The sequence below is a fragment of the Mycobacterium sp. 852013-50091_SCH5140682 genome (assembly GCF_001665685.1).
Classification (GTDB): Bacteria; Actinomycetota; Actinomycetes; order Mycobacteriales; family Mycobacteriaceae; genus Mycobacterium.
In genome coordinates this window covers 76986-98103 of sequence record NZ_LZTB01000008.1, presented here as the reverse complement: position 1 = coordinate 98103, position 21118 = coordinate 76986, and the positions used below count along the sequence as shown (strand labels likewise).

At 66.3% G+C, this 21118-nt stretch carries 7 protein-coding genes; 2 read left to right on the top strand and 5 right to left on the bottom strand.

Features of this window, described 5'->3' with window-relative positions; genetic code table 11:
* Positions 1-14: 14 nt before the first annotated feature.
* From pe to A5784_RS01930, 3 genes are all read right to left on the bottom strand, one after another.
* Positions 15-1139 (bottom strand): acyltransferase PE, encoded by a 1125-nt coding sequence (pe, locus tag A5784_RS01940; RefSeq protein WP_064941795.1) that lies wholly within the window; start codon positions 1137-1139, stop codon positions 15-17.
* A 112-nt stretch (positions 1140-1251) separates the two neighbouring features.
* Positions 1252-4233, bottom strand: a complete 2982-nt coding sequence (locus tag A5784_RS01935) for an MMPL/RND family transporter (protein WP_064941854.1) — start codon at positions 4231-4233, stop codon at positions 1252-1254.
* Positions 4234-4374: 141 nt separating this feature from the next.
* A complete protein-coding gene (locus A5784_RS01930) occupies positions 4375-5796 on the bottom strand; it encodes a condensation domain-containing protein (protein ID WP_082944614.1) in 1422 nt (473 codons plus the stop codon).
* A 236-nt stretch (positions 5797-6032) separates the two neighbouring features.
* Between A5784_RS01930 and A5784_RS01925 the strand changes: the two genes are divergently transcribed.
* Complete coding sequence (locus A5784_RS01925; protein WP_064941791.1) at positions 6033-17012, top strand: type I polyketide synthase; 10980 nt, start codon at positions 6033-6035, stop codon at positions 17010-17012.
* 88 nt (positions 17013-17100) lie between these two features.
* Here the strand turns inward: A5784_RS01925 and A5784_RS01920 are convergent, their stop codons facing one another.
* The gene (locus A5784_RS01920; protein WP_064941789.1) at positions 17101-18180 is read right to left on the bottom strand and encodes an NAD(P)H-dependent amine dehydrogenase family protein; all 1080 of its coding nucleotides are present in this window, start codon (positions 18178-18180) and stop codon (positions 17101-17103) included.
* Between the two features lie 237 nt (positions 18181-18417).
* Here A5784_RS01920 and A5784_RS01915 point away from each other — a divergent pair, with 237 nt between their 5' ends.
* Positions 18418-20253 (top strand): acyl-CoA dehydrogenase, encoded by a 1836-nt coding sequence (locus A5784_RS01915; protein WP_064941788.1) that lies wholly within the window; start codon positions 18418-18420, stop codon positions 20251-20253.
* An 87-nt stretch (positions 20254-20340) separates the two neighbouring features.
* Here A5784_RS01915 and A5784_RS01910 read toward each other — a convergent pair whose 3' ends face one another.
* Positions 20341-21108 carry an ABC transporter ATP-binding protein gene (locus tag A5784_RS01910; protein WP_064941786.1) on the bottom strand — a complete coding sequence of 256 codons (768 nt, stop codon included), beginning with the start codon at positions 21106-21108 and terminating at the stop codon, positions 20341-20343.
* Positions 21109-21118: the final 10 nt, after the last annotated feature.

Below are 21118 nucleotides of genomic sequence, written 5' to 3'. Positions count from 1 at the left end.
GTTCAGTAGCGCCGTCAGCCTGCGCTCTTGGGGTTCAGCACGGACATCGCTCCGTTGACGATCTCCGACATGGGGTCGGCGCCGCCGCCGAACGTGGCCTGGTTGGCCGGTGCGGTGACTTTCGCGGGGTCGAAGCCGTGCACCGGGTCCACCGTGACCGGCGCGGTCGCCGGATCGTCGTTACGCGAATAACCCGCGTCCACCAAGGGCTGCAGGATCCTGTCCAGCTGGTTGAGCGTGTTCTGGTCATACCCGAGGTACTTGAAGGGCAACACCAAGGGCAGATGCTCCTCGGGGACCAGGTACGTCGTGGTCGTCGCGCCCTTGGAGTTGACCGTGGTCCTGATGTTCTGCGCCGGAACGTTGCTGGGATTCGTGAACGCGATCGCGGTGTGGCCGGTGGCCAGCCCGGCGATCGCATTGATGACGCTCATCCAGTTGTCCGGCCGGTCCGGCCAGTCGGCGATGCTGTCGTACGCCGAGATGAACTGGTCAGTGTGGTACTGACTCTCCACGGGAGCCGGTACTCGGTAATCCATGAACGGCACGACGCTGCCGACCGGGAAGTTCTGGGTCAGGAAACTCTCACCGAACGGATGCTTGGCGATCGGGTCGCCGAATGTAGCAAAGGTCAGCTGGTCCGGCGGCGGAGCAGTCGGATCGTTGGCCAGTCGCGCCTTCACGGCGTTGAGCACGAGCGCGCCCTCGGACAGCCCCATCGCCGTCCCCTTGCCGCCTGTGCGGATCGCGGCATCGAGGTTGCCCTCGCCCTCATCGACCGACTCGCCGATGCTGGGGCCGTCCAGGCCGAGACCGGGATAGATCTTCTCGCCGATCGGCCCGATCCCCGGGAAAATACGTTCCAGGGTGTGGCCCTGCACCTGCCCTGCCGGGTAGTCGACCTTTACTCGCTTCATCCCCGGAAACCACTGCTCACCCGTCATCCGGATGTACTCGTCGTACGGAATTCCGAGAACGTGGGCCCCGCCCAACGCGTATGCGGTCCCGGGATCGGGATTGCCGGGGACGGGCGGTCTTGGCACCGGAGCGTCGTCGGCCCGCGCACTGCCGACGATGCCGAAAGATCCTGTGACGCTGGTGGTCACCAGCAGTGCAAGTCCAGCAAGGAGTTTCTTCATCTCCACCCCTATCGCCCCGCTCCGGTTCGTAGTTTCACACAGATCACCCCTGCATGCCGGTTCTGACACTGCTGGGAATTTGCTGCTCACGTGCGTAGCAACTTCTTGCTCCTCACGTCCGCAGCCGCAACTTCCGGGCGAGCACCCGCGACGGCCAGAAATTCGCCCGCCCCACCAACGTCGCAATGGCGGGCACCGTGATGGTGCGGACCACGAAGGTGTCCAGCAGGATTCCCACACCGATCACGAAGCCCCCTTGAACCACTATGCCGATGCTGGAGAACAGCAACCCCGCCATCGAGGCCGCGAAGATGAGGCCCGCCGCGGTGATCACGCCACCCGTCGAACTCAACGTGCGGATGACGCCGTAGCGCACGCTGTGCAAAGACTCGTCACGCAGTCGCGACACCAGCAGCATGTTGTAATCGGCGCCGACCGCGACCAGCACCACGAACGCCAGTGGCGGCACACTCCAATGCAATGGCTGATGTAGCAGGTACTGGAAAAACAGCACGCTGATCCCCATCGCCGCGAAGTAGGAGATCACCACCGACCCGACGAGGTAGAGCGGCGCGACGACCGACCGCAACAGCAACATCAGCGTCACCAGCACGACGATGAGCGTCGCGATGATGATGTAGCGGATGTCCTGCTGGTAGTAGTCGCGCGTGTCGCGCAAGGCGGCGGGGAATCCGCCCATCGATATGGTCGCGTCGGCCAGCGCGGTGTTCGGCTGAGCGCCCCGGGCGATGTCCTGGATCTGGTTGACCTGATCCATCGCTTCCGAGCTGAACGGGTTGAGCTTGGTTTGCACCAGATACCGCGCCGAGCGACCGTCCGGCGAGACGTACGCCGCGGAAGCCTTCTTGAAGTCCGGCAGGCCCAGCACTTCGGCCGGGATGTTGAATCCGGCCTGTGATGGGTCGGCGGCATTGGTCCGCATCGTCATCAGGAAGGACGAGGCCTGATTGAGCCCGTCGGCGATCACCTTGACCTGTTTGACCAGTTCATCCACCCCGCCGGCCACCTCACGGCTACCGCCGGCGAGCCGGTCGGCACCTTGCTGCAGCTGCCTCATGCCGGCCTGCGGACCGCCGGGCTTGTCCAGACCGAGCGTCTTGACCGCTTTGGAGACATTGACCAGGGCGGCGTTGAGCTTGTTCACCGTCGCGGTGAGGGTCTGCTTGTCGTCGACTCCCTGGAGTTGGTGTGCGAGATCGTTGATCTGGTCGAGATTGCCGTCGCCTCGCGAGTCGCTCAGTTTCTGGAATTGGGCGCGCGTTTCGCTGCACGACGGATTGGCATCGCAGACCGCGTTGCCGTTCAGCGCCTGCAGAACCGGGTCGATCCACCCGAAGATGTTCTTGACGGCCGAGAGGTTGTACCCCATGGAGTTGGACAGCGCGTTGATGCTCTGCACCAGCTTGGCCGCGGTATCGACGTCCTTGACCAGCTTGTCGCCGCCGTATTCGGTGCGCACCGACGACATGGTGTCGACCAGGCTCTGAATACTGGGCGCCAGCTGCGTGATCTGGGCGCGCACGTCGGCGAGGCTGTCTGCCAGGGTCTTGGCCCCGTTGTTCAGCCGGTTGAGGTCGCCGCTGCGCTGGTCGATCTGATCGGATCCGTTCGCCAGCCGATCACCGACGAGGCCCGCCTGATACGTGGCACGAAACTCCGGTGGCACATCGCCGAGCGGCCGGGTGATGCCGCTGACCATGCCGACGTCGGGCAATTGGGCGACGCGGGACGCCATCTGCTCCAGATCCGCGAGGGCCCGCGGGGTACGCAGATCGTGCGGCGACTGGATGAGGATGTACTCGGGAATGGACTGGGCGATGGGGAAATGGCGTTCGACCGCCGCGTATCCGATCGAGCTCGACGCCGACGGCGACACCACCTTGCGATCGTCGTAGTTGTACCGCGCGAAGATCGCGCACCCGGCCAGGAGGCCCAAGATGAGCAGGCTGGCGACAAGGTGTGCGACCGGTCTACGCACGATCCTGATACCGGAACGCCGCCAGAACCGAGCCGTCAGCTCGCGCCGCGGCTTCACCCAACCACGGGGCCCGGCGAGCACCAGGATCGCGGGCAACAGCGTCATCCCGGCGAGGAACGCGACACCGATGCCGATGGCCGACGCCACTCCGACCGTTCTGAACACTCCCATCTTGGAGAAGCTCAGCAGCAGGAATGTGAGACCCACCGTGGTGGCGGACGCGGCGATCACCTTCCCGATCGAGATGATCGCCTTGTTGACCGCCTGATCGGAATCCGAGCCCGAGCGCAGATAGTCGTGATAGCGGCTGATGAGAAAGACCGCGTAGTCCGTTCCGGCGCCGGCCATGATCGCGCTGAGGAACACGATGGACTGGTTGGAGACGCCCGAACCCGTCAGCTGGGAGTACCCCGCGACCAGCGCTTGGGCGATCACCAGTGACGATCCGATAGTCACCAAGGGCAGCAGCATGGTGACCGCACTGCGGTACACGACCAACAGCACCGCGAGGACCAGGACGGCGATCGCGAGCTCGATCGGCAGGCGATCCTTCTGCCCTGCGACGGTGAGGTCGGCGGCGGTGGCCGCGGGGCCCGTGACGTGGACCTGCGCGGTGCTGCCTGCGGTGCTGCGAGCGACGATCTCGGAGACCCGGTTGAACGAGTCGAACGCCCGGGGCGTGCCCAGCTCACCGGCCAGACCCACCGGCAATACCCAGGTCGTCTTGTCCTCACTGGTCATGAACTTCCGCAGCTGCGGGGTGGAGATGAAGTCCTGCACGCTGACCACGTCGGCCTGGTCGTCGCGCAACGCGTCGACGAGCTTGCGGTACGTCGCCTCGTCGGCGGGTCCGAGCCCTTTCTCGTTGATCAGCGCCACCAACAGAAGGTCGTCGTTGCCCGGTTCGTGAAACGCCTGGGTCATCTTCTGCGCGGTCACGCTCGACGGCGCGTCGTTGGGCAGGATGGCCAGCGGATGCTTCTCCGCCATGGCACTCAGCGACGGGAAAGCCAGAGGCAGGGCGACCAGCAGCGCCACCCAGACCCCGATCACCGCCCATGGCCACCGCACCACCAGGTCGGCTATCCGTCGCATGTTGCCCTCACCTTCATCCCGGAGCCGGAGCACCGCGGAAAATCAATCGCATGAGACGCCCTGCTCCTCGCGTCCGCATAAGACGCCCTGCTCCTCGCGTCCGCATAAGCCGCCCTGCTCCTCGCATCCGTTTGCACTCCGCTACGCGACGCGTCCCCAGTGCCCGCTGTCAGCAACCCGTCCGGCGACCGACTTCATCGCTTCCATGTAGCGGGCCACCGATTTCTTCGCGACCGCATTGTCGGGATGCATGATCGCCATGACCGTGCCTTCGCCATACCGGAATATGTAGATCGTCAATTGGTAGGAAAACCGATTGTCGGGATACATCCCGATATTGTTCGCAAGGCCCAAGTCGCCGGCCGCGAGGATCGCGTTGAGCGGCGCGGCCCCACCGTGCAAGAAGTTTGACACCGGAAAGTTCGGGCGTGGCCAGTTCAACCACGGCGCCAACTCCAAAACGCGGTAATACGGAACTCGCGCCATGTCAAGCCCCGAGTCGAATGAAGTCTGCGCGGCCCATGCGGCCTCGCTGAAAGACGTCGCCGCCACCGGCACGGTGATCGGAATCAGACCGGTGAACCAGCCCTGTGTCATGAAATTGTCGCCGGCGGTGCGGGAATCTCTCGGGGTGAGCCCGTAATAGGTGAGCGCACCCGTGAATTCGTGCTCCACCAAAGCCAGACAGGCAAACAAGCCGCCGACGAAACGGGCGCCGGCTCCCGCGCAGGCCGAGTCGAAGCGTTCCGTCTGAGCCGGGCTCATCAGAATCTCAGAACTCCAGGCACTGCTCGTCGACTCGTCCGGATTGCCCAGCGGCAGCGGAAATTCGGGGAAGCCGTCTCTGTTGTTCGCGGCGAAGTCGATCCAGGCGCGCACGCCCGGCGAATCCACCGTCAACGCCGACGTGTATTCACCCTCGCGAACACAGAAGTCGTCGAAGCTACCGGCATCGGGCAGCGCGAGCGCCTGGCCGCTCCCGCTCATCGCGGAATACATGCCGTTGGCTTCCATCATCGTGGTGCCGATCAACGTCGCGTCCCCGTGAACGTGATCCATGGCGGCGAAGAACGTGAAGTGAGTTTCGTTCTGGACGATCCCGAAAGTGAAGCAGCCCCATTCCAACGGATTGGGTATGTCGACGACGTGGGCCCGTATTTCGTCGGCCGTCATGTGGCCCTGATCGACGGGCACGAATTCAATGTCGGCCGGGTCCTGCAGGGCATGCCGGATGAAGTCACCGTCACCGGTCCGCTTGAACCAACTCCGGAATGTGTCGTGTCGCCGTAGGTAGGTATTGACGGCGTGATCCATGGCCGCGATATCGCATTGGCCCGCCACCTCACAGCTGGCGATGATCTGCCGGGAGAAGTTCAAACCCGCCGCGTGGCGATCGTGATAGTTACGAAGGTGTTGACGCTGCATGTAGCTAACCGGAACCGAACTCACGGGCGCCTGTTTGGCTTTTTCCTGAGCCGCGGCAGTCGGGTGCCACGAGGTGACCGAGCCCGAACTCAACGTCCATTCATCAAGTGCGCCAACAGTTATCTTCCCGATGCGCAAAAGCTCGTCCCCTCTCAGGACTCCTTGCTAAGCCGGTTGCGGGGCCACCATGCCCCGTCGCGGCAACAACATACCCTCGGTTCTACCGGAGGCGTCCAGCACAGGTTGCTGTCAGGACAGCGAAGCAAGCACGCCTAAGGTACGCACGCATATAGTGTGCGTCGAGTTGATCTTCAGGCGCTATGGGGAAGCGCGCGGAGTGTCATTCTGACCGCCGATGCAAGGAGGACAACGGCATGGAATCCGTCGAGCGTCCGATCGAACCGCACTCCCGTTTCGCCGTTGTCGGCTACGCGGCGCGCTTCCCGGGGGCACCCGATGCCGAAGCATTCTGGGACGTGTTGCGCGACGGTCGCGACGCGGTGTCGGAAGTACCCAAGGACCGCTGGGACGTCGACGAGTTCTTCGATCCGGACCCGAGTACGCCCGGCAAAGTGGTGACCCGGCGGGCCGGTTTCGTCGACGACGTCACCGGGTTCGACGCGCCGTTCTTCGGCATGTCGACACGCGAAGTCAGGTTGATGGACCCGCAGCATCGACTCCTGCTCGAGACGGCGTGGCGGGCGATCGAGCATGCGGGCATCGCACCGACATCTCTTGCCGAAAGCAACACCGGGGTGTTCGTCGGGCTGGCGACGCACGACTACCTGGGCATGGCGTCCGACGAGCTGACCTACCCCGAGATCGAGGCCTACATGGCCATCGGCACGTCGAACGCGGCGGCCGCCGGGCGGATCAGCTACCGGTTGGGGCTGCAGGGGCCCTCGGTGGCCGTCGACACCGCGTGCAGCTCGTCGTTGGTGGCGATCCATCAGGCCTGCCAGGCGCTGCGTCTGGGCGAATGCGACCTGGCCCTGGCCGGCGGCGCGAACGTGCTGCTCACGCCCGCCACGATGATCACGTTCTCCAGTGCCCACATGCTCGCGCCCGACGGCAGGTGCAAGACCTTCGACGCCGCGGCCGACGGTTATGTGCGCGGCGAGGGCTGCGGCGTCATCGTGATCAAGCGTCTCGAGGACGCGATCCGCGACGGTGACCGCATCCGGGCCGTGATCCGCGGCAGCGCCATCAACCAGGACGGCGCGTCGGGCGGGCTGACGGTGCCCAACGGTGTCGCTCAGCAGCGCGTCATCTCCGATGCGCTCAAGCGGGCCGGCCTCGAACCACGCGACGTCGGATACCTGGAAGCTCACGGCACCGGGACGTCGCTGGGCGACCCGATCGAGGCTCAGGCCGCCGGTGCCGTGCTCGGTGCCGGGCGCGAGCCCGACGCGCCGCTGCTGATCGGCTCGGCGAAGACGAACATCGGGCACCTGGAGGCCGCGGCAGGCATCGCGGGCGTCATCAAGGTCATCCTGTCGCTGGAGCACGCGACACTGCCCAAGCATCTGCACTTCGAGAACCCGTCACCGCATATCCCGTGGGACCGCCTGGCAGTCGAGGTGGTCAAGGAGACCACGCCGTGGGAGCGCAACGGCAAGCCCCGCATCGCCGGAGTCAGCTCGTTCGGGTTCGCCGGCACCAACGCGCACGTCATCCTCGAAGAAGCTCCTGAACAAGTCTGGCCGGCACCGGTCGAGCAGCCCGCGACCGGGCGCTTCAGCATCCTGCCGCTCTCGGCGCGGACACCGGCAGCGCTTGTGCAGCTGGCCGACCAGTACCGCAGCTGGTGGAGCGCCCACCCCGAAGCCACGCTGGCCGACGTCTGCTTCACCGCAGGCGTGGGCCGAGCACACCTGGAACACCGGGCCGCGTTGGTCGTCAATTCCAAGGACTCCGCCCTCGAGTTGCTCGGCGCGCTCGCCGACGACCGCCCCGCGCCAGGTCTGGTCCGCGGCGAATCGCACGAAGCACCGAAGACGGCGTGGCTGTTCACCGGCCAGGGCAGCCAGTACCCGGGCATGGCCCGCGAATTGTTCGACACCGAGCCGGTTTTCGCCGAAACGCTGAACCGGTGCGCGGAGGCGATCGCCGACGTTCTCGAAAAGCCGTTGCTGGACGTGATATTCGACGCCGAGGCGAGCGAAGAGACGCTGCGGCAGACCTCCTACGCCCAGCCTGCCCTGTTCGCAGTGGAGATGGGACTGGCCCGGCTGTGGCAGTCGTGGGGCTTCGAGCCGGACGTGGTGCTCGGCCACAGCGTCGGCCAGTACTCGGCGGCCTGCGTCGCCGGTGTGTTCAGCCTGGAGGACGGCGCGAAGCTGATGGCCGAACGGGGCCGCCTGTTCGGCAGCCTGCCCGCGGGCGGCCGAATGGTGGCAGTGTTCACCGCGGCCGAACGGGTCGAGGGCCTCACCGACGAATACCCGACGCTGTCGGTCGCCGCCTATAACGGCACCAACACCGTATTGTCCGGTCCTGCAGGAGATCTGGAGCAAGCGGTCGCACGGTTGACCGCCGATGGCATCCGGTGTGACTGGCTGGAAACCAGCCACGCATTCCACTCGGCACTGCTCGACCCGATCCTCGATGAGTTCGAGGCGTACGCGAACCGGTTCACGTACAAAGCCCCGCAACGGATCCTGATCGACAACCGCACCGGAGCCGCACTCGGCCGTAGCGTCAAGCTCGACGGCGCGTATTGGCGTCGCCACGCGCGTCAGCCGGTGGAGTTCGCCAAGAGCGTGCGCACGCTCGCCGACATGAACTGCAAGGCGTTGCTCGAGATCGGCCCGCGGCCCGTGCTCACCGCCACGGCGCTTGGCGCTTGGCCGGATCCGGCCACCGCACCTCGGGTGCTCGCCTCCCTGCGGCGCAACACCGCCGACCACCGGCAGATCACCGAAGCCATCGCCGACGCATACGTTTTGGGTCACTTGCCCACGTTCGCGGCCTTCCGGCAGCCGGACGCCCGCAAACTCGACCTGCCCACCTATCCGTTCGAACACCGCCAGTACTGGTATCGCGACAACCGGGATCAGCCCAGCCAGCAACAGCACGTCGCCGCACGCACCCAGGCCGTGCGGCTGCTCGAGGACGGCAGGCTCGAGGAACTCGCAGCCCTGCTCGACGGCGACAGCGCCGACCAGCAGACCTTGAGCGTCCTGACAAAGCTTGCCGCACAACACAACCAGCAACGCTCGACGCAGTCCATCGCCGACGGCCGCTACGAATTCCGCTGGGAGAAGGCGGTTACCCCACTCGCCGGCGCGGAGGCCGGGGCGGGCTCCTGGATCCTGATCGGCGACGAATCCGACGCGGTCAAACCCCTGGTCGACGCGCTCACCGCGCGTGGTCAGCGGCCTCGATTCCTCGGCCTGCCGGCATCCGATGCCGAGGAGGCGCAGCTCGCGGATGCGTTGCGCACCGCCGCGACTGACGATTCGACACTACGCATCGTGCATGTGGGCGCCCTCAACTCGAGCGGTGCGCCCTCGATGCGGTCACTGCTGCGGATGCAACACGAGGTGCTGGCCGGTACTCGGCGGCTCTTGCGCGCCGCGGTCACCGCTGACCTGCGGGCCCCGATCTGGCTGGTCACCCGCGGCGCGCAGCACGTCGCCGATGCCGACACCGTGGCGCCGGAGCAGACTGCCCTGTGGGGTTTCGGTCGCGCCGCTGCGCTGGAACTGCCCCAGGTGTGGGGCGGGCTGGCTGACCTCTCTGAGGCTTCCGCCGACGAATGGACCGCATTGCTCAGCCGGATCACCACGGCATCCGACGCGGCCGGGCGGGAAGACCAGGTCGCACTGCGCGATCAGACCGTCTATGTTCCCCGGCTGGTCCGCAAGGCTGAGCTGCCGAGCGGAGCGCCTCTCGAATTGCGGGATGCCGCAACGTATCTGGTGACCGGCGGCCTCGGCTCGATCGGACTGGAGATCGCCGGATACCTGGCGGCGCACGGCGCCAAGCATCTGGTGCTGACCAGCCGGCGTGAGCCCAGCGACACCGCGGCGCAGCGCATCGACGGGCTGCGCACCCAGTACGGCTGCGACGTTCGCGTCGTCACAGCCGATGTCGCGGACGCGCACGACGTCGCCCGGTTGCTGGCAGGCGTGCGGGCCGAGTTGCCTGCGCTGGCGGGCATCGTGCACGCCGCAGGCGAGATCGGCACCACGCCGCTCAGTGAGCTCGACGACGCCGAAGTGGACCGCGTGTTCGCCGGGAAAGTCTGGGGCGCATGGCATTTGAGCGAGGTGGTGGCTGACGAGAAGCTCGACTTCTTCATCACCACCTCCTCGATCGCCGCGGTGTGGGGCGGATTCGGCCAGACCGCATACAGCGCCGCCAACGCATTCCTCGACGGACTGGTCTGGCGCCTTCGCGACCAGGGCGGCGTCAGCGTCAACTTCGGACCGTGGTCGGCGGGCATGGCCGACGCGGAGGCCCGCAAACGGCTCGAACAGCGCGGGATCCGGACACTCTCACCCGCTGACGCGCTGGCAGGGCTGGCCGACGTGGTCGCATCGCGGTCCGCGCAAGGCGTTGTGGCACGGGTCGATTGGGCCCGCTTCTTGCCGCTGTACCAGCAGGCCGGGCGCCGGGCGTTCCTGGCCGAGTTGGAGCGTGAGGTCCCGACCCAGCTGTCCGCTGCGCCGTCCGGCACCGGCAAGACCCAGCTGGTCGAACGGCTCACAAACGCCCCGGTTCAGCAGCGCAAGAAGCTGCTCACCGACTACCTGCGCGACGCGGTGGCAGAGGTGACGCGCGTGGACTCCTCGGAGATCCGTGAGGACGCCGGATTCTTCGACCTCGGCATGGATTCGCTGATGGCCGTCGAATTGCGGCGCCGCATGGAGCAGGGCGTGGGCGCGGAGATTCCCATCACCCTGGTGATGGATTACCCCCGAATCTCCGACGTGGCCGACTACCTGCTCGGCGACGTCCTCGGACTCAGCGAGCAGCCCAAGTCGGCGGCCAAACCGGCCTCGGTGACGACGAGCACCGACGAACCGATCGCGATCGTCGCGGTGTCATGCCGCTTCCCCGGCGCACCCAACCCAGAAGCCTTCTGGGACCTGCTGTCCGGCGGCGTCGACGCCATCCGGGAGATCCCGGAAGACCGGTTCGACATCGACGAGTTCTACGACCCGGACCCGGAGACGGCGGGCAAGACCTACACGCGCTTCGGCGGATTCCTCGACGGCATCGACGGATTCGACCCCGAGTTCTTCGGTATCTCACCGCGCGAGGCGGTCTGGATCGAGCCACAGCAGCGATTGATGCTGGAGACGGTGTGGGAGGGCCTGGAAAGAGCCGGCTATTCGCCTGCCGCGTTGCGCGGCAGCCGCACCGGCGTCTTCGCGGGCGTGGCCGCCAACGAGTACGCCCATCTGCTGTCCTCGGAATCGATCGACAAGATCGAGCCGTACTTCATCACCGGCAATGCGCTCAACGCCATCTCCGGGCGCGTTGCGTTTGCGCTGGGGTTCGAAGGCCCGGCCATGGCTGTCGACACCGCCTGCAGCTCGGCGCTGGTCGCGATCCATCAGGCCTGCCAGGCCTTGCATTCCGGGGACTGCGATCTGGCGGTGGCAGGCGGGGTCAACGTCCTGCTGTCCCCGGTGACGGTCGTCGCGGCCTCCCGCGCGCGGATGCTCTCTCCCGTCGGACGCTGCAAGACCTTCGACGCCTCCGCAGACGGCTACGTCCGCAGTGAAGGCTGCGGCATTCTCGTGCTCAAGCGACTCAGCGATGCCCAGCGTGACGGCGACCGGATCTGCGCGGTCATTCCCAGCAGCGCGGTGAACCAGGACGGCGCGTCCAGTGGTCTGACCGTGCCCAATGGTGGTGCACAGCAACGGCTCATCGGGACGGCACTCGCCCGCGCGGGGTGGACCGGCGGCGACGTCGACTACCTCGAGGCGCACGGTACTGGCACCCCGCTGGGCGATCCCATCGAGGTGCAGGCGGCCGCCGCCGCCTACGGCGCATCCCGGGACGCGGACCGGCCGCTGCTGATGGGCTCGGTGAAGACCAACATCGGTCACACCGAATCAGCTTCGGGCGCAGCAGGTCTGATCAAGGTCGTGTTGTCGTTGCAGCACGAGACGCTGCCGCAGAGCCTGCACTTCGAGAACCCGTCGCCGCACATCCCATGGGATTCGCTCTCGGTGCGGGTGGTGGACAAGGCCACGCCGTGGCAGACCAACGGCCGGCCGCGGCGCGCCGGGGTGAGTTCGTTCGGGTTCACCGGAACCAACGCGCACGTGCTCATCGAAGAGGCGCCGGCGCACCCGGCTCCCGTGAGCGAGGAACCAGCAGGCCCGGAGAATGACGAGCAGGCAGTCAACGTCCTCGCACTGTCCGCTCGCTCACCGGAAGCCCTTGTGGCACTGGCCCAGCGGTACGGATCGTGGTTGGACGCGCACCCGGATGCCGACCTGGCCGACGTGTGCTTGACCGCGGGGACGGGTCGCTCGCACTTCGAGCACCGCGCCGCCCTGGTCGTGGAATCGGTCGACGACGCCCGTTTGGGCCTTGCGGACCTGGCGGAGAACCGCACCAGGCCGGGTGTGCTCCGGGGTGAGCACACCAACCATCCGACGACGGCGTGGCTGTTCACCGGGCAGGGCAGCCAGTACCCGGGGATGGCACGCGAATTGTTCGACGCCGAACCGGTTTTCGCCGAGACCGTGAAACGGTGCGCGGACGCGGTGGCCGACATCCTGCCGCATCCGCTGCTGGACGTCATGTTCGCTGCGGACGCCGAAGCCGGAGAGCGGTTGCGGCACACGTCGTTTGCCCAGCCTGCACTGTTCGCCGTCGAGATGGGCTTGGCGCGGCTGTGGCAGTCATGGGGCATTGAGCCGGATGTCGTGCTGGGCCACAGTGTGGGTCAGTACGCCGCGGCATGTGTGGCCGGAGCGTTCAGCCTTGAAGACGGCGTGCGGTTGATCGCCCACCGCGGTCGACTGTTCGGCAGCCTGCCCGCGGGCGGACGCATGGTGGCGGTGTTCACCGACCCCAAGCAGGTTGAGCAGATCGCCGGGGAATTCCCACGCGTGTCGGTCGGTGCCTACAACGGGCCCAATACCGTGCTCTCGGGTCCCGGTGAGGATCTGCAACAAGCGGTCAACCGGTTCGAGGAAGACGGCATCCGCTGCACGTGGCTGGAGACCAGCCACGCGTTCCACTCGGAACTGTTGGACCCGGTGCTCGACGAGTTCGAGTCGTTGGCCGCTCAGGTGAAGTTCTCCGCCCCGACGTTGCCGCTCGTGTGCAACCGCACCGGAGCCGTGCTCACGGCCCAGACGCCACTCGACGCCCAGTACTGGCGGCGGCATTCGCGTCAGCCGGTGCAGTTCGCCGAAAGTGTCCGCACGGTAGCGGCATTGGGCTGCTCGGTGTTGATGGAGATCGGCCCGCAGCCGGTGCTGACCGGGGCTGCGGTGCAGGTATGGCCGGAGCACCTGGCCGCGCCGCGGGCGATCGTCTCGCTGCGCAAGGGTGTCCCTGACCGGCGCCAGATCGCCGACGCGCTGGCCGCGGCCTACGTCGGCGGGCACCGGCCGAATTTCGCGGCGCTGCACTCCGCGCGTCCTCGGCGCCGGCTGGAACTGCCCACCTATCCGTTCCAGCACCGCCGCTTCTGGCCCAAGACCGCAGCGATCGCCGTAGAGGGCGGGGTCGGCCCCGTGGGATCCGGAATCCTGGGCAGTGCAAAGGATCTCGCGTCCGGCGATTCGGTGTACACCAGCCGGATCTCGGTCAAGTCCCAGCCATGGCTTGCCGACCATGTCATCTACGGCACCGTCGTGGTGCCCGGTGCGACGTATGCGGCGATGGCGCTGGCCGCGGTCGGTACGCCTGCGTACGCGAAGGATGTCTTCTTCTACGAGCCGATCATCCTGCCCGAGAAGAGTTCTCGCGAAGTGCAGTTGACGTTGCACCCGTCCGGCGGCGGCACCGAGTGGACGTTCCAGGTGCACAGCCGCCCGTTCGGCGTCAGTGATGCCGACTGGTCGTTGAACGCCGAAGGCACTGTGGTCAGCGGTGTCTCCGACAGCACCGAAGAACCGGCCGCCGACGACGATCCGGTCGACGAAGTGATCGAGCGCATGAACCGGCTGCGGCCACAGGAGCTGTTCGAGACCTTCGCCGACCTGGAACTGGTCTGGGGCCCGAACTGGTCGGGTTCGCTCAAGTCGCTGTGGCTCGGTGAAGGTGAGGCGATCGGCGACATCCTCGTCGGTGAGGAACTCGCCGAACAGCTCGGCACCGAGCCGATGCACCCGGTGCTCATGGATCTGTGCACCGGCGTCGCATTCCCGGCGTTCCCGGCGGTTCTCGCGGCCGAGCAGGGCGTGAACGACCTGTTCCTCCCCCTGCGGTACGGACAGGTGACGCTGAAGGAGAAGATGCCGCGGCGGTTCTACTGCCGTGCGCGGTGGCACGAGAGCGCCCTCGACAGCGAGACCCAGGTGTTCGATCTCGAGTACCTCGATCGGGATGGACGTCACCTCGGCGGAATTCGCGAGTTCACCGTCAAGCGGGCACCTCGCGAGGCGCTGCTTCGGGGCCTCGGCGGCGACGCGACGCGGCTGCTCTACACGCTCGGCTGGCATGAGGTGCCGCTGCCGCCGTCCGACGCTGAGACCCCCAAGCTGAGCGGCACCTGGCTGGTCGCGGGATTCGACGAATTGGCCGCCAAGCTGCCGGGCTGTATCCCGTTGGACCGCAACACCAATCCCGAGCTCCTGGGGCAGGTGCTGGCCCAGGCACACGAACGCGGCATGGGCTTCTCCGGCGTCGTCTGGCGCAGCAGCGCTGCGAGCACAGGCGAGTCGACCACCGAGGCGCAGGCGCGGCTCGAAACGGAGATCGCCAACCTGCTCAGCGCCGTGCACACCGTGCAGGGTGGTCAGGTCAGGCTGCCCGGCGGGCTGTGGATCGTCACCGAGCGGGCCGTGGCCACCGAGTCCGGTGAACCTGTCGACCCGGTTCAGGCGGCGCTGTGGGGATTCGGGCGCACCACCATCAACGAGGAACCGGCGCTGCACGCCAAGCTCGTCGATTCCGACGGTTCCGACGAGGCTGTGCAGGCACTGGCCAGCCTGTTGACCGGACCGGTTGACGAGCCGGAACTGGCTGTGCGCCAAGGCAAGCTGCTGGCATCCCGATTGTTGCCGTGGGCACGCAGCGGTCATCTCACGGTGCCGCGCGGTGGGGATTACGTCCTGGCGCCCACCGAACGCGGCGCAATCGACAACCTGCGGATCACCGAGAAGGAGGTGCCTGCACCGGACGAGGGTTACGTGCAGGTTCGGGTCGAGGCTGCCGGTCTCAACTTCCGGGATGTGCTCAACGTCCTGGGCCTGTATCCGGGCGATCCCGGCCCGATCGGCGGTGACTTCGCAGGCGTCGTCACGCAATTGGGCGACGGCGTCACCGGAGTCGAGGTGGGCCAACGTGTCTACGGCTCCATGCAGGGTGCCTTCTCCAGCCGGTTCAACGTGCCCGCCCAGTTCCTGGCGCCGATCCCCGATGGGGTGAGCGCGGTGCAGGCCGCGACGATTCCCGCCGCGGCGCTGACGGTCCGGCTCGCGTTCGACTGGGCGCAGCTCAAGGCCGGTGACAAGGTGCTGATCCACGCGGCCAGCGGTGGCGTCGGGTTGGCGGCGATCCAGATGGTCCAGCAGTGCGGGGCCGAGGTGTTCGCCACGGCCAGCACTTTCAAGCGTGCGACGCTGCGCAAGCTGGGTGTGAAGTACGTCTACGATTCCCGCACAACGGATTTCGCCGACCAGATCCTGGCGGATACCGGCGGTGAGGGTGTGGACGTGGTGCTCAACTCGCTGACCAGCGAAGGGTTCATCGAGGCGACGCTCAAGGCCACGGCCAAGGGCGGCCGGTTCGCCGAGATCGCCAAGCGCGACATCTGGTCGCAGGAGCGGATGTCCGAGGCTCGTCCCGATATCGCTTACGAGATCGTGGCGCTGGACACGGTGATGTTCACCGAACCGGATCGCATCCGCGATCTGCTCACCGAGGTTTCGGAGGGACTGGCCACTGGTGTATGGACGCCGCTGCCCGCGGAGATCTACCCGCTGACGGAGGCCAGGACGGCGTTCCGGCGCATGCAGCAGGCTCGGCACATCGGCAAGATCGTGGTGCAGATGCCGAATCCGTTGCAGCCGAAGCCTGATCGCAGCTATCTGATCACTGGTGGACTCGGTGCGATCGGTCTGCACACGGCGGCCTACCTGGCCCAACTCGGTGCCGGTGACATCGTGTTGACCAGCAGGCGCGCGCCCGATGCGGATGCGCAACGTGTGATCGATGAGATCACCGAGCGCTACAAGACCCGCATCCATGTCTTCGCGGCCGATGTCGGCGATGAAGCCGAGGTGGCGATGCTCTTGGAGAAGATCCGTGCGGAGCTGCCGCCGCTGGCCGGGGTGGCGCATCTGGCAGGTGTGCTCGACGATGCGCTGCTGGGGCAGCAGAGCGTGGAACGGTTCCGGTCGACACTGGCGCCCAAGGCCTTTGGCGCCGGCCATCTGGATCGCTTGACCAAGGACGATGATCTGGACTTCTTCATCGTGTCGTCGTCGGTGTCCAGCTTGTTCGGCTCCCCAGGCCAGTCCAACTACGCGACCGCCAATGCGCTGCTCGACGGCCTGGTGGCGCAGCGTCGGGCCCAGGGTCTGCCTGCCACGGGTATCAACTTCGGTCCGTGGGCTCAAGGTGGCATGGCCTCGTCGGAGGCGGCGACTGCGAATATCAGTGCCCAGGGCCTGATTCCGCTGGAGCCGTCAGCTGCGCTGGCCGCCCTCGCCGAGGTCGTCGCCAACGGCACCGGCCAGGCCACCGTGATCAAGGCCAACTGGCAGCGCGCGGCCAAGGTGCTCGGCAGTCAACGGCCACCGATCCTCGACCTGGTGTTGCCGAGTGCTGTCGGTGAGATCGTCGGTGACAGCGAGGTTCTCAAGCAGCTGCTCGAAATCCCGGTGCCACAGCGTGCCGGCTTCGTGACCGAATTCCTGCAGAAGGAGGTGCAGAACTTCCTGCGCCTGGCCCAGCCGCCCGCGGCGAGCAGTCGGTTCCTGGACCTCGGCACGGACTCGCTCATGGCGATCGAGCTGCGCAACCGGCTGCACAGTCAGTTCGGCGGCAAGTTCACCCTCAACGCGACGGCGGTCTTCGACTACCCGACCATCGGTGGGCTCGCCGAGTACCTCGTGAGCCAGCTGCCCGATGCGGAGTCGGCGGACGCCCCAGAGCCGCAGGCGCCCGACACACCGCAGGCCGAGACACCGCAGCCCGCGGACTAAGCCCCGCGAGCAGACGTTGCGGTACGCGACACGCCGGTGTTCGCGTACCGCAGTGACTGTTCGGCAGGGGAAATTCGGCAGGAAACAGTCAGGCCCAGCGGGCGGTCTCGGCCTCGGCCGGTAGCGCCGAGCGCAGCGGCACGTCGAGCCCGTCGTAGATCCCGGGCTTCTGGGTCGCCAGCCAGGCGATGGCGCCCAGCAGGCGATTGGCGGCCGTGGTGTTGCCGCCGTCGGCTCGGGTGCCGCCCGGCACGTCGGCACGCACCACGATGGTCAGCTGGGGGTCTCCGTCGATGATCACGCGGTGATCGCCTGCGCCCTCGTCGGGCTGTGGCCAGTCGGGTGCGCAGGACGGGTCGATGCGGGTGACGTGCTCGACGACGACACGCTGCACACCGTCCGCCCAACCGATGACCTGGAGCCGGAACGCACCCTGGGTCCACTTCTCGAAGCGGCCCATGGCGTTGTCGACGTCGGCCTCGAGTGGGCGCCGTTCGACCTCTTCGGTGATCTCGTCGATCTCCAGGCCCAAACCGCGGCCGATGAGCCGGACGTTGCCGCCCCACACCATGGTGGGAATGGAGGGCAGCAGCATCATCGGCACCTCATCCATCGACCCGCCGAAACCGCACAGCACCCGCACCGAGTGCGGCTGGTCGTAGGTCGAGTAGTCGAAGATCTCCTGGCAGCGGATGGTCTTGATCCGCGTGCACAATCCGGCGGCGGTCACCGCGAGCGCGTCGTTGCCCCAGCCGGGGTCCACGCCCGACACCAGCAACCCGGCGCCACCTTCCTCGGCGGCCGCGCTCAACCGGTCCACCCACTCCGGCGGCGCCGACCTCGGGTCGTACAACGAGTACAGCGACGGCGTCACCACATGTTTGCCAGCACGCAGGCAGCGCTCGATATCGGTGAGCGCCTCCTCGGGCCGGATATCTCCCGATGCCATGTAGGCCACGGCGTCGCTGGCTTCGAGTGCAGCGTCAACATCAGTGGTGGCGACGACGCCGGTCGGGGCGTCGAGCTGGGCGAAGCTCGCGGCGTCGCGACCAGCCTTGTCCGGCGTCGAAGTGATCACGGCCGCCAGTTCCAGACCCGGAAACGCCACCGTCGATCGGATAGCTGTCGACCCCATGTTGCCTGTGCCCCACACCGCGATTCGCTGCATGCGATCACCGTAGACAGTCGTCTCGTGACGAGGTTCACATTCTCACGTAACCACTGGTCAGAGCGCTATCTGGGGCCAAAGGTCAAGATCGATCAACCGTTGGGTTGGTTAGACGGCGGAAATTGCTCGCGAAGGCTTTGCGTTGAAGTTACCGAACGGTATAGTTGGGTGCAGTTACTGGTGGGTAACTTATCCCGAGTACCCAACCGCAGGTGGCGTTCTCATCGAGGAGGAAATGTGAGCCACTACAAGAGCAATGTCCGTGACCAGGTCTTTAACCTGTTCGACGTATTCGGTTTGGACAAGGCGCTCGGCACGGGCGACTACACCGATCTGGACGCCGATACCGCCCGCGAGATGCTCAGCGAGATGGCTCGCCTGGCCGAGGGACCGATCGCCGAATCGTTCGCCGACGGCGACCGCAACCCTCCGGTGTTCGATCCCAAGACCCACACCGTGGCGCTGCCCGAGTCCTTCAAGAAGTCTGTCCGCGCGGCCATCGACGGCGGCTGGGACAAGGTCGGCCTCTACGAGGAGCTCGGCGGCGTGCCCGCGCCCAAGGCGCTGCTGTGGGCCCTCAACGAGCACATCCTCGGCGCCAACCCGGCCGTGTGGATGTACGCCGGGGGTGCCGCCTTCGCGCAGATCTTCTACGACAACGCGACCGAAGAGCAGAAGAAGTGGGCCGTCCTGGCCTCCGAGCGCGGCTGGGGCGCCACCATGGTGCTCACCGAGCCCGACGCCGGTTCCGACGTGGGTGCCGGACGCACCAAGGCGGTCAAGCAGGACGACGGCTCGTGGCACATCGACGGCGTGAAGCGGTTCATCACCTCCGCCGACTCCGATGACCTGTTCGAGAACATCTTCCACCTGGTGCTGGCCCGCCCCGAGGGCGCAGGACCGGGCACCAAGGGCCTGTCGCTGTTCTTCGTACCGAAGTTCCTCTTCGACTTCGAGACCGGCGAGCTGGGCGAGCGCAACGGCGTCTACGTCACCAACGTCGAGCACAAGATGGGCCTGAAGGTTTCGGCCACCTGTGAGCTGACCTTCGGCCAGCACGACAAGCCTGCCAAGGGCTGGCTGGTCGGCGAGGTGCACAACGGCATCGCGCAGATGTTCGACGTCATCGAGCAGGCCCGAATGATGGTGGGCACCAAAGCCATCGCCACCCTGTCGACCGGTTACCTCAACGCCCTCGAGTACGCCAAGGAGCGCGTGCAGGGTGCCGACCTGACCCAGATGATGGACAAGACCGCCCCGCGCGTCACCATCACCCACCACCCCGACGTGCGTCGCAGCCTGATGACCCAGAAGTCCTACGCCGAGGGCATGCGCGCGCTGTACCTGTACACCGCGACCTTCCAGGACAAGGACGTCGCCAAGGCGCTGCACGGCGTCGACGGCGAGCTGGCGCACAAGGTCAACGACCTGCTGCTGCCGGTGGTCAAGGGCTTCGGTTCCGAGCAGGCCTACGCGAAGCTGACCGAGAGCCTGCAGACCCTGGGCGGCTCGGGCTTCCTGCAGGACTACCCGATCGAGCAGTACATCCGCGACGCGAAGATCGACTCGCTGTACGAAGGCACCACGGCCATTCAGGCGCAGGACTTCTTCTTCCGCAAGATCGTCCGCGACAAGGGCCAGGCGCTGGCGTTCGTGGCCGGTGAGATCGAGCAGTTCATCAAGAACGAATCGGGCAACGGCCGGCTGAAGACTGAGCGCGCACTGCTGTCCACCGCGCTGGAGGACGTGCAGGGTATGGCCGCCAGCCTGACCGGCTACCTGATGGCCGCGCAGGAGGATGCCAAGAGCATCTACAAGGTCGGCCTCGGCTCGGTCCGCTTCCTGCTGTCGGTCGGCGATCTGCTGCTGGGCTGGCTGCTGCTGCGCCAGGCCGCAGTGGCCATCGAAAAGCTCGACGCGGGTGCTACCGGCGACGAGAAGGCCTACCTCGACGGCAAGATCGCCGCAGCGTCGTTCTTCGCCAAGAACATGCTGCCGCTGCTCACCAGCACCCGCCAGGTTGTCGAGACCCTCGACAACGATGTGATGGAGCTGGCCGAGGCGTCGTTCTAACAGACCGAACACACAAGATCGCCCCCGGGGGAATTCCCCGGGGGCGATCTTGCTCATGGCCCAACGTCAATCAATTGCGTGTTTCGCTCAACTCTCGCAACGGAGTTCACGTCGGCCACCCAATCCAGTCCCTGGTATGGAATCGACCAACAGAGCAGTGTACGAGTGTTGTGGTTGGGTGAAAAGCTCGTTACTGCAACCCTGTTCGACGATTCGGCCTCGGTACATGACCGCAGCCCGTTCAGTCATGTACCGGACAACAGCCAGGTCATGGCTGATGAGCAGCAGCGACAGGCCGCGCTCCTCCTGCAACGTGCGCATCAGATTGAGAATCTGCGCTTGCACGGAAACGTCCAGGGACGAAGTCGGTTCGTCGGCCACAAGAAGGTCGGGTCCGCACGCCAAGGCCCGGGCGATCCCGACGCGTTGGCACTGCCCTCCACTGAGTCGGGCTGTACGCGATTGCAGCGCTCGCGTCGGCAGCCCCACCTCATCGAGCAAGCGGCGAGCTTGTTCGAGCGCACTGCGGCGTGAACCCGGGTTCCAGCGATAAAACGAATCAGCAACGACTTCCTCCGCGGTGAGCTTCGGATTGAGCGACCCGTAGGGATCCTGAAAGACCATCTGCACCCGGCGCCGCATCGGATCACGGGCGGGTCGCTTGCCCCACTCTCGACCGCAGATCCGCATGGAACCTGAGCGGATGGCCACCAAACCCATGATGACTTTCGCCAATGTCGTTTTTCCACTGCCGCTTTCACCGACCAGCCCGACCGACTCGCCCACCCCGATGGTCAGTGAAACGCCGTGGAGAGTGAGTTCGTGAGGCCGATATCCGGCGGTCACGTCGGCCACGTCAACGAGT